The organism is Streptomyces albus subsp. albus (genome assembly GCF_000719865.1).
Lineage (GTDB): Bacteria > Actinomycetota > Actinomycetes > Streptomycetales > Streptomycetaceae > Streptomyces > Streptomyces albus_E.
This window is the reverse complement of record NZ_JOID01000041.1, coordinates 23,099-32,772: the sequence shown is the minus strand read 5'-3', so window position 1 is coordinate 32,772 and position 9,674 is coordinate 23,099. Positions and strand designations below refer to the sequence as shown.

Annotated in this window: 8 protein-coding genes; 4 read left to right on the top strand and 4 right to left on the bottom strand. The window is 72.2% G+C overall.

Annotated features, from left to right (window positions below; genetic code table 11):
* Positions 1-393 precede the first annotated feature (393 nt).
* The gene (locus IF83_RS0127725; RefSeq protein ID WP_051723482.1) at positions 394-1,785 is read left to right on the top strand and encodes a lysine N(6)-hydroxylase/L-ornithine N(5)-oxygenase family protein; all 1,392 of its coding nucleotides are present in this window, start codon (positions 394-396) and stop codon (positions 1,783-1,785) included.
* A 12-nt stretch (positions 1,786-1,797) separates the two neighbouring features.
* Here the strand turns inward: IF83_RS0127725 and IF83_RS0127720 are convergent, their stop codons facing one another.
* Both IF83_RS0127720 and ctaD read right to left on the bottom strand, forming a co-directional pair.
* The gene (locus IF83_RS0127720) at positions 1,798-2,151 is read right to left on the bottom strand and encodes a hypothetical protein (protein WP_030548816.1); all 354 of its coding nucleotides are present in this window, start codon (positions 2,149-2,151) and stop codon (positions 1,798-1,800) included.
* A 7-nt stretch (positions 2,152-2,158) separates the two neighbouring features.
* Positions 2,159-3,904, bottom strand: coding sequence for an aa3-type cytochrome oxidase subunit I (ctaD, locus tag IF83_RS0127715; RefSeq protein ID WP_051723483.1), 1,746 nt, complete (start codon positions 3,902-3,904; stop codon positions 2,159-2,161).
* Here ctaD and IF83_RS33915 point away from each other — a divergent pair.
* A complete protein-coding gene (locus tag IF83_RS33915) occupies positions 3,903-4,097 on the top strand; it encodes a hypothetical protein (RefSeq protein WP_158711122.1) in 195 nt (64 codons plus the stop codon). The genes ctaD and IF83_RS33915 overlap by 2 nt on opposite strands.
* A 16-nt stretch (positions 4,098-4,113) precedes the next feature.
* On the opposite strand, the gene IF83_RS0127710 is transcribed toward IF83_RS33915, so the two are convergent.
* Positions 4,114-6,258: a SpoIIE family protein phosphatase gene (locus IF83_RS0127710; RefSeq protein ID WP_030548813.1), complete on the bottom strand. Its 2,145-nt coding sequence runs from the start codon at positions 6,256-6,258 to the stop codon at positions 4,114-4,116.
* A 235-nt stretch (positions 6,259-6,493) separates the two neighbouring features.
* Between IF83_RS0127710 and IF83_RS0127705 the strand changes: the two genes are divergently transcribed.
* Positions 6,494-7,054, top strand: a complete 561-nt coding sequence (locus IF83_RS0127705) for a hemerythrin domain-containing protein (RefSeq protein WP_030548811.1) — start codon at positions 6,494-6,496, stop codon at positions 7,052-7,054.
* 132 nt (positions 7,055-7,186) lie between these two features.
* Here the strand turns inward: IF83_RS0127705 and IF83_RS0127700 are convergent, their stop codons facing one another.
* On the bottom strand, positions 7,187-7,435 hold the full coding sequence (locus IF83_RS0127700) for a hypothetical protein (RefSeq protein ID WP_030548809.1): 249 nt from the start codon (positions 7,433-7,435) through the stop codon (positions 7,187-7,189).
* Between the two features lie 353 nt (positions 7,436-7,788).
* On the opposite strand from IF83_RS0127700, the gene IF83_RS0127695 reads away from it, so the two are divergent.
* Positions 7,789-9,066, top strand: coding sequence for a tyrosine-type recombinase/integrase (locus IF83_RS0127695; RefSeq protein ID WP_030548807.1), 1,278 nt, complete (start codon positions 7,789-7,791; stop codon positions 9,064-9,066).
* Positions 9,067-9,674: the final 608 nt, after the last annotated feature.

The window sequence follows — 9,674 nt, the reverse complement described above, 5'->3', positions numbered from 1 at the left end:
GGTGGGGGCCCCGGCCGGCAGGCCGGGGCCCCCACCGCTGCGTTCGCGCCCGAGCCACCCCCCCCGGAACCGGGGCCCCGCCCCGGCCCCGGCCCCGCTCGCACCCCTCCCCACCGCGCCCGAGGGCGTTGACCTTCCGGGCACCCCGCGGCGGAGGCGCGCACGTCCCCGCCGGGCCGCCGAACCGCGCGGCACCGGAAGGGGAGTTGGGTCCGCTTGGCATCCGGGGCCCGTCCGGTTAGCCTCTCCTGGATTTGCGCCGGGGAGGCCGATCCCGGCACCCCTCCGCCCGGGAGACCTCTTGCACCGTCCGGACGCCGCCGTTCCGCACCCCGCGCCGCGCATCCCCCGCGTGCCCGCCGGCCCCGCCCCCGTCCCCGCGGAGGAACGGCGGTGACGGCGCCGGCCGAGAACACGCCCTACGACCTGGTCGGCGTCGGCATCGGCCCGTTCAACCTCTCCCTGGCCGCCCTGGCCGACGGCGTACCGGAACTGCGCACCCTCTTCCTCGACGCCCGGCCCCGGTTCTCCTGGCACCCCGGGCTGCTCATGGAGGGCACGGTCCTCCAGGTGCCGTTCCTCGCCGACCTGGTGACGATGGCCGACCCCACCAGCCCCTGGTCGTACCTGAACTACCTGCGGGCCCACGGCCGCATGTTCCCGTTCTTCTTCTCCGAGCGCTTCCACATCCCCCGGCGCGAGTACGACCACTACTGCCGCTGGGCCGCCGAGCGTCTGCCGTCCTGCCGCTTCGACGCCGAGGTCACCTCGGTGGAGTGGGACGGCGCGGACGGCGTCTTCCGGGTGGAGCACCGTTCCGCGGCGGGCCACCGCTCCTCGGTGGCGGCCCGCCGGATCGTGCTGGGCGTCGGAACGGAACCGGTGCTCCCCGAGGCGCTGCGCCCGCTGCTAACCGGGGAGCACCGCGGCCGCGTCCTGCACAGCGCCGACTACCGCGCCCACCGCGCCCGCCTCGCCGCCGCCGACGACGTCACGGTGGTCGGTGCCGGCCAGTCCGGCGCCGAGGTGGTGCTCGACCTGCTGCGCCGGCAGAGCGGCGACGGCACCGGCGGCCCGTACGTCCGCTGGCTGGCCCGCACCCCCGCCTTCGCGCCCATGGAGTACTCCAAGATCGGCCTGGAGCACTTCACCCCCGATTACATCCGCTACTTCCGCGGACTCCCGCGGGAGGTGAGGGAGCGGCTCGTCCGCGAGCAGTGGCAGCTGTACAAGGGCGTCAGCGAGCAGACGCTCGCCGAGATCCACGACGAGCTGTACGAGCGCACGATCGGCGGCACCGCGCCGCGCGCCGCTCTGCACCCCGGTGTCGAGATCACCGGCGCGGAGGCGGAGCCCGGCGGCTTTCTGCTGCGCTGTCACCACGCCCAGCAGGGCAGCCGGTTCACGGTGCGGACCTCGGCCGTCGTCGCGGCCACCGGCTACGCGGCCGCCCGCCCGGCCTTCCTCGAACCGCTCGCCGGTCTCGTCGACTGGGACGACCGGGGCCGCTACCGGGTCGACGGCGACTACCGGGTCGCGCTCGCCCCGGCCGTCACCGGCGCGCTGTACGTGCAGAACGCCGAGCTGCACACCCACGGGGTCGGCGCCCCCGACCTCACCCTGGGCGCCTGGCGAGCCGCCACCATCCTCAACGCCGTCGCCGGCCGCCCCGTGTGCCCCGTACCGGAGCGGGCGGCCTGGACGACCTTCGGCGCGCCCGCGGACCCCGGCGAGCAGGAAGGGACCCCGGAGGGCGCCGAGGAGCCGCCCTCCGGGGGAGGTTGAGACACGCGTCGGCTACCGGCTGAGCCCGGCCACGGTCAGGGCCCAGACGCTCAGCGCCAGTGACCCGAGCACCGCGGCGACCGCCGCGCACAGCACCCGGCGGCGCAGCGCCGCGTACCGGGCGGTGTATTCGGCCCGCAGTTCGGCCGAGCGCTTCAGGATGTGCTCCAGGAGCCGCCGGGTGAGGGCGAGCCGGTCCTCCACGTAGCCGCCGACGATCTCCTCGCGCTGAGCCGTCGTCAGCCACGGCATGCGGTCGGCGAACGCCTCCGCCTCGGACCGGGCGTCGGCCACATGGGTCCGGCCGCGAAGGTACCCCTCCAACTGGGCGAGACCGGCGCTGATCTCCTCGCGATCGGGTCGCACGGTGGCCTCAGCCCTTGCCGCGGCCGTCGCCGTGGCCCTGTCCGCGGTCGTCGCCGAGCGGGGCGGCGGCGCCCTTTCCGGGCTCGATCATGTCCCGGCGGCCGGTGTTCTCCTCCTCGTCGATGAGGGCGAGATCCGGGTGGTGGAGGTCGAAGGCCGGTGATTCGGAGCGGATCCGCGGCAGGGTGAGGAAGTTGTGCCGGGGCGGCGGGCAGGAGGTGGCCCACTCCAGCGAGCGGCCGTAACCCCAGGGGTCGTCGACCAGGATCTTCGGCGAGTACTTGGCCGTCCGCCAGACGTTGTAGAGGAACGGCAGGGTGGAGAGGCCGAGCAGGAAGGAGCCGATGGTCGAGACGGTGTTCAGCAGGGTGAAACCGTCGGCCTCGAGGTAGTCGGCGTAACGGCGCGGCATGCCTTCGACTCCGAGCCAGTGCTGGACGAGGAACGTGGTGTGGAATCCGATGAAGAGCGTCCAGAAATGGATTTTGCCCAGCCGCTCGTCCAGCATTTTCCCGGTGAACTTGGGCCACCAGAAGTGGAATCCGGCGAACATGGCGAACACCACGGTCCCGAAGATCACGTAGTGGAAGTGTGCGACGACGAAATAGCCGTCGGTGACATGGAAGTCGAGCGGCGGAGAGGCGAGCAGCACGCCGGTCAGACCGCCGAAGAGGAAGGAGACCAGGAATCCCAGCGCCCACAGCATGGGCGTCTCGAACGACAGCGAGCCGTTCCACATGGTGCCGATCCAGTTGAAGAACTTCACGCCCGTCGGCACCGCGATGAGGAAGGACATGAAGGAGAAGAACGGCAGCAGCACTCCGCCGGTGGCGAACATGTGGTGCGCCCACACCGAGACCGAGAGACCGGTGATCACCAGCGTCGCGCCGACGAGGCCGACATAGCCGAAGATCGGCCTCCGGCTGAACACGGGGATGACCTCGGTGATGATGCCGAAGAACGGCAGGGCGATGATGTAGACCTCGGGATGGCCGAAGAACCAGAAGAGATGCTGCCAGAGGAGCGGCCCGCCGTTCTGCGGGTCGTAGATGTGGGCCCCGAAGAGGCGGTCGACCTCCAGGGCGAACAGGGCGGCGGCCAGCACGGGGAACACCAGGATGATCAGGACACTGGTGAGCAGGGTGTTCCAGACGAAGATCGGCATCCGGAACATCGTCATGCCCGGCGCGCGCATGCAGATGATGGTGGTGATGAAGTTGACCGCGCCGAGGATGGTCCCGAAGCCGGACATCCCCAGACCCATGATCCACATGTCACCGCCGACACCCGGTGAGTACTCCTTGCGGGAGAGCGGCGTATAGGCGAACCAGCCGAAGTCCGCTGCCCCCTGGGGGGTCAGGAAACTGGCCAGCGCGATCAGCGACCCGAAGAGGAAAAGCCAGTACGAGAACATGTTCAGCCGGGGGAAGGCGACGTCCGGTGCGCCGATCTGCAGCGGCATGATGACGTTGGTGAATCCGGCGAACAGGGGGGTGGCGAACAGCAGCAGCATGACGGTGCCGTGCATGGTGAACGCCTGGTTGTACTGCTCGTTCGTGAGGATCTGTGTGCCGGGCCGGGCCAGTTCGGCCCGCAGGGCGAGAGCCAGGATTCCGCCGAGCACGAAGAAGATGAACGCCGAGACCATGTAAAGGACGCCGATTTTCTTGTGGTCGGTGGTCGTCAGCCAGTCGACGACCACTCTCCCCGGTGTCCTGGGCCTCGGGCCGGCCGGAACTTCCCTCGTCTGCATGTCCGAGACCATGAATTCTCGCCTCTCCGCCACCGGCGTCGGCAACGTCGGAATGAATGTGTCCGCCGGTTTTCGCGCAGCACGCCGATGCCTCGACCGGCGGGACGGCATCGTGCTGCGTCGTCTTGATAGCACGAGACGCCGGCTGACGGTGAGTTCGACTCTTGTACGGGCGCGGCTGGAACGCAAATGAGTGTCACCCGAATGGCTCAGGGCGTATTCCGGCCGGTGCGCGGGAATTCCGGAACGGCCGGCGGATCTCCGCCGGTGCGGCGGACCGCCAGCAGGGCGATGTCGTCCGAACGCTCCGGATCGCCGTCCTCCCGGAGAAGGAAGTCCGTGATCTCCTCCAGGCTCACGGGACCGCCGCGCTCCCGTTCGGCGGCCCGCATCCACTGGCTCAGTTCCCCGCGCATCCGTTCGACGCAGGCCTCGATGTCGGCGCCCTTCTGCTCCACCAGGCCGTCGGTGAACAGGATGAGCGTCTCGCCGTCCGCGAGACGCCCCTTGGTGGTCGGGTACCGGGCGTGCGGCACGACCCCGAGCGGGGGGCCGCCCGTCAGCCGGAGTTCACCGGCCGAGCCGGGGGAGAGCCGCAGGGGGTGGGGGTGTCCCGCCCGGGCGCCCTCCAGCGAGCCGTCGGAGGGGTCGAGGAGGATGTAGGCACAGGTCGCGAAGCGGCCCGTGTCGAGATCGCCGAGCACCCGGTTGGCCCGGGCCAGGACGCTCCCGGGGTTCATGCCGGCCTCGGCGCAGGTGCGGAGGATGACGCGGAGCTGGCCCATGACCGCGGAGGCGTGGGCGTCGTGCCCCTGGACGTCCCCGATGACCAGGGCCGCGGTGCCGTCCGCGAGCGGCAGGACGTCGTACCAGTCCCCGCCGACGTTCATCTCGCTCGTGCCCGGGAGATAGCGGGCCTGGGTGCTGAGCGAAGGCAGCGGAGGGAGGCCGCGGGGGAGCATCGCCGTCTGGAGTTCGCTCGCCCGCTGGTGCTCGGAGTCGAACATCCGGGCGCGCTCGATGCTCTGCGTCAGGATGGCGGCGACGGCGGTGTAGAAGGTGCGCTCGCCGGGGTCGAAGTGGCGCGGGCCGGCGAAGGAGATGAGGCAGGCACCGGTGGGCCGGTCGGAGGAGGAGAGCGAGAGCACCACCCAGGCGCGCGGTGGGATGGGACCGGCGGCGGACAGTTCGGGAACGCCCGTGCCGGCCAGCCGGTTGAGGTCCTCCAGGAAGAGGGGTTCCTCCCGCTCCAGGGCCAGCTCCATGACCCTCCGGGCCGGCGCGTGCAGATGCCGCAGCTCCGGGGCGACGGGAGTCCGGCCGACGACGGTTAGCTCGCCGCGCTCGACGACACCGACGGTGACGTTCGCGGCGCCCAGCGCCGGACGGGTCAGATCGGTCATGACCCGGGTGACGTCCCGTACGGTCACGGCCTTGGAGAGGGCCCGGGTCAGGCTGAAGAGGAAGGCGTCCCGCGAGCGGTCGGGGGAGAGGGAGGGCGGGGCCGGCGTCACCCCGGGCGGGCTCCGCAGCACCAGGCCCACGGCGCGGGCGGGGCGCCCGTCCTCGCCCATGACCACCCGGCCGTGTTCGAGCACGGGGTGGTGGCTGCCGTCCGGGTGGACGACGCGGTAGTGCAGCCGGTAGGCGCCGGTCTCGCCGGCCCCGCCGGGGGAGGCGACGGCCGCCTCGGTCACCTCCGCGATGGCCGCCTGGACCGCCGGCCGGTCGTCCGGGTGGAGGGAGCCGAAGAACGCCTCCTCCTCGCCGTTGAACTCGGCCGGGTCGACGCCGTAGATGGCGCAGGCCCGCTCGTCCCAGCGGACGGAGTTCCGGGAGAGGTCCCAGGCGAAGACCCCGGTCCGGGTCGCCTGCGCCGCCTCGGCCAGGAGTTCGACGGACTGGTGGGCGAGGCTGTTCAGCCGTACCGCGCAGGCCTCGGCCAGCAGTTCCAGGGCCGGGTCGTCCGGGGGGCCGCCGGCCGAGTCCGCGGGACGCAGCCCCGCCGCCAGGACCCCCGCGACCCGGCCGTCGGCGGCCAGGGGCAGCAGTGCCACGGTGTCCGGGCCGTCGAAGCGCAGGGGCCGTCCGGTGCGCATCACCTCGGCGACTGCCTCGTCGAACGCCTGGTCCGCGGGCCGGGGTCCGGATCCGCCGGGTCCGGAGTTGGCGGGGAAGACGTCGACGCCGTCGGCGCCCTTGACGTATATCCGGGTACTTCCGGGAGCCAGTGGCGCCGGCTCCCCGTCGTCCTCCCGGTCCTCGGTCAGGACGCCGAGCATGGCCTGCGGGTCCGGACTCCGCAGCAGCAGTGGAAGCCTGCGGAGCAGCCCCGGCGGATGGGCTGAGGCCATGACACGCTCTTTCCGGTAGCGGGCATTCACGGCAATACGGATAAATGAGACTATAGGATACCGCTGTGGGCGGTGCGGCGCCCGTCCGGACCCCGGCCCGCGGGCGCGCAGCGCGCCCGCGGGAGTGTGGCGGACCGGCGCCGGGGTACTCCGGGGTCGCGGTCCGCCGGTGGACGGCGTCGTGCGGTGCGGTCGGCGGCCCGTCACATATCCGATCAGGCAGAGGCAGGCGGGCATGAACCACGGTGAGGACGCCATCGCGGAGCTGACGGCCGATCACCGCGAGGTCGATGAACTGTTCGAGAGTCTGCAGGGCGTCCCGACCGGCCGCCCGGAACGCAGGCAACTTCTGGACCGCATCACCATCCAACTCGTCCGGCACGCGGTGGCCGAGGAGCAGTACCTGTATCCGGAGGTGCGCAAACGCGTGCCGGGCGGCGCCGAGCTCGCCGACAAGGAGATCGCCGACCACGCCGCGGTGGAGCGGCTTCTCAAGGACCTGGAGAGCCGCAGGCCCGTCGATCCGGACTTCGACACGCTCGTCATCCGGCTGATCGGCGAAGTGACCGCGCACATCCACGACGAGGAGCGGCACCTCTTCGCCCGGCTGCGCGAGGTCTGCCCCGCCGAGCGGCTGGAAGCGCTGGGCGGCAAGATCCGCCGGGCCAAGCGGGCCGCTCCCACCCGCCCGCACCCCGGCGCGCCCGACACCCCGCCCGTCAACCGGCTGCTCGACCCGGGCGCGGGGCTCGTGGACCGGGCCCGCGACACCCTGAGCGGGCGCGGGAGGCTCTGAACCCGTCCGCACGCGCGGGCCCGCCGGCCGGGCGGACCGGCGGCGGGCGCGGTGAGGACGGGCCGGAGGCGGCGGGACGGCGGCCGTGGCCGGTACGCGGGATCACCGGAAGCGGGATCCGGGGAAACGGCATCACAGCAGCTTGTGGTGCGGCACCCAGGTGTACTTGCCGCCGCCCACCCACCGGACCACGGCGGGATCGTCGAGATCCACGTGGCGCAGTCCGGCATCGTGCGCGTAGGTGAGGACGTCCACGAGCGACTCGGCCTTGCCGACCGCCTCTCCGCGGATCTCCACCAGGCGGAACGGCGGTTCTCCCGGAGTGACGGGCCAGACCACGACCGGTGGGGCCTCGACGCGCGGTTCGCTGATCTCGGTCATAGGACTCATCGTGCGGCCGGTGGCCGGGGCCCGCACGTCCGGGAAGCCCCGGCCGGCGCGGTGCGGACGGCGCCGTCGCGGAGAGGGCGGGGGGACGGGACCGGCGGACCGCTGACCTCCGGGCGTCGCGGCACCTGGGTGGACTCCTGGTCGCACCGTCTGTCCTTGCGGCGGCGGCCGGGCGCGGCGCGGGCCGGCGCCCTTCGCTCCTGTTCGGTGCGGGGTGTGGCCGGGGCCGGTATGGGACCGGGGGCGGTGTCGACAGCCGGAGATTTCGGCCATCGCGCGGGCCGCGGCCGTGCCCCGCGCCGCTGCCGGCCGGAGGCGGACGGCGCGGGCATGTACAAACCGGTGTGACGGCCGAGCACACCGCGCTCGCCGCCCGGTCGCGGGCCGAGCTGGAGCGGCCCGGCATGGCCGACGAGGCCCTGTACTGGCTGCGGGACACCCTCGGCACGGTCGCCCCTCGCGATCCCCGCACCCGGCGCCTCGGCCCCCGCCGCTACCGGCTGGAGCTGCTGGCCGAGTTGTGCGACCGGGACACTTTCCTCCTCGTCGCCTCCTGGCTGGGCTCCGAGGCCGTGCCCGCGGTGAAGTCGAAGCGGGACTACGCCGACGATCTGCGCCTGTGGGCCGGTGTGGCACGGGAGTTGGGCGGGCACGAGCGGTTCTTCGTCGGTGCCGTCACCCCCGGCATGGTCGAGACGTGGACCAAGACGCAAAAGGCCCAGGGGCGGGCCCCGCGGACCGTCAACCGCCGCCTGTCGGTGCTCACGGCGCTCACCGAGTACGCGGCGTGGAAGACGAAGCAGCCCCTCGCCTCCCCCGTCACCCGGCACGACCGGCCCAAGGTCGACCCCCGTGACGAGACGACCGCCACCCCCGTGCTCGAAGTGCCCGAATTCCAGGCCGTGGTGAACGCGGCCGCCACACCGCGCGAGGCGCTGGTACCGGTCCTGATCTACACCCTGGCCGGCCGCGTCTCCGAGTGCTGCGCGGCGACCCTGGCGGACGTCAGGGTGCTGGACGGCGCGCGCAGGCTGGATCTGCGCCGCAAGGGCGGCAAGGGCCGCGTCTTCCCGCTGCCGGACCGGCTCTGCGACCTGATCGACGTCGCCGCCGGCGGCCGCACGGAGGGCCGGCTGCTCCTGGACGACGCCGGCAAACCGATGGACCGGCACGCGGTCGACCGGCTGCTGAACCGCCTGGGCCGCTCGGCCGGCGTGCTGCCGGGCCGGGATCTCACCCCGCACGTCCTGCGGGCCTCCAAACTGACCCACATGCACGACGCGCAGGTGCCCGTGGAGGAGATCCGGGAGTACGCCGACGAGCGGCATCGCCTCATGCGGGCTCTGCATCGCATGCTCAGTGGCCTCCGCCGCGACTACGAGCACCCGGCCGATGTCTTGGCCCAGTTGCACCGGGAGATCGGAGAGTCCGTCGAGGACTACCGGGCGGCGGCTAAGAGCAGCCGGATGGCGTGGGTCGACCGCTCCGTGACGGTGACACTGGCCCTCGCGGCCGCCGCCGGAAGCGTGGCGCAGCCTGACCTGGTTGCTGGGAGCGGTGGGCGGCTACGCGCTGAACGTGGCAACCCGCGAGATCCGCCCGCTCAGCAGGGCTCGCCGTGACCACGACTTCAGCTACCTGCACCGGATCGGGGAAACTCTGACCTGACGCCTGTGCGCCCGCAGGAGGGCATGCTCGATGGATCGCTCCCGTCCGTCGGCGCCTCTTCAGGGCTGCGTCTTCGTGCTTGGCCTGGCCCTCTAGCCACCGCTCCATGTTGAGTTGGGGGGACTACGGCCCCGGGCTCTTTACCCGTACAAGCCCAGGCCCCTACCGCCAGCGCTCGCGACTGCGATGGTCGGATTCTGTGAACTTGGCTCCAAACGACGGTAACTGAGCGCATTCGGATCGGTATTCTCCGTGCTCCCACGGGCAAATGGGTCCAGCCGCCCGGAGTCGGCTGCCACGGTGACCAATCTCCGGGTCCTGTGGGAGCACGTCATGGATGCGCATGAGGGGGAGTCATGACCGAACGAGAACCAAGCGGCGAGGAACCTGTGCTCGGCCCCCCGGGGAACGAGCCGAGCACGACACCGGCACCGGAGGCCCCCCCAACGCCCGCCTCGCCACCACTCCCCGCTGACTCGCCGCCCCTCCCGGATTTTTCGCCGCCGTCCGCCGCCGCCCCGGGCCGGGCCAACCTGCCCCCGGCCCTCACTCAGCCTCCGGT

Excerpts from the sequence above, each read along its gene's own strand:
- IF83_RS0127700 (WP_030548809.1), bottom strand. The coding sequence starts at position 7,435 with ATGACCGAGATCAGCGAACCGCGCGTCGAGGCCCCACCGGTCGTGGTC.
- ctaD (WP_051723483.1), bottom strand. The coding sequence starts at position 3,904 with ATGCAGACGAGGGAAGTTCCGGCCGGCCCGAGGCCCAGGACACCGGGG.
- IF83_RS33915 (WP_158711122.1), top strand. The coding sequence starts at position 3,903 with ATGTCCGAGACCATGAATTCTCGCCTCTCCGCCACCGGCGTCGGCAAC.
- IF83_RS0127705 (WP_030548811.1), top strand. The coding sequence starts at position 6,494 with ATGAACCACGGTGAGGACGCCATCGCGGAGCTGACGGCCGATCACCGC.
- IF83_RS0127710 (WP_030548813.1), bottom strand. The coding sequence starts at position 6,258 with ATGGCCTCAGCCCATCCGCCGGGGCTGCTCCGCAGGCTTCCACTGCTG.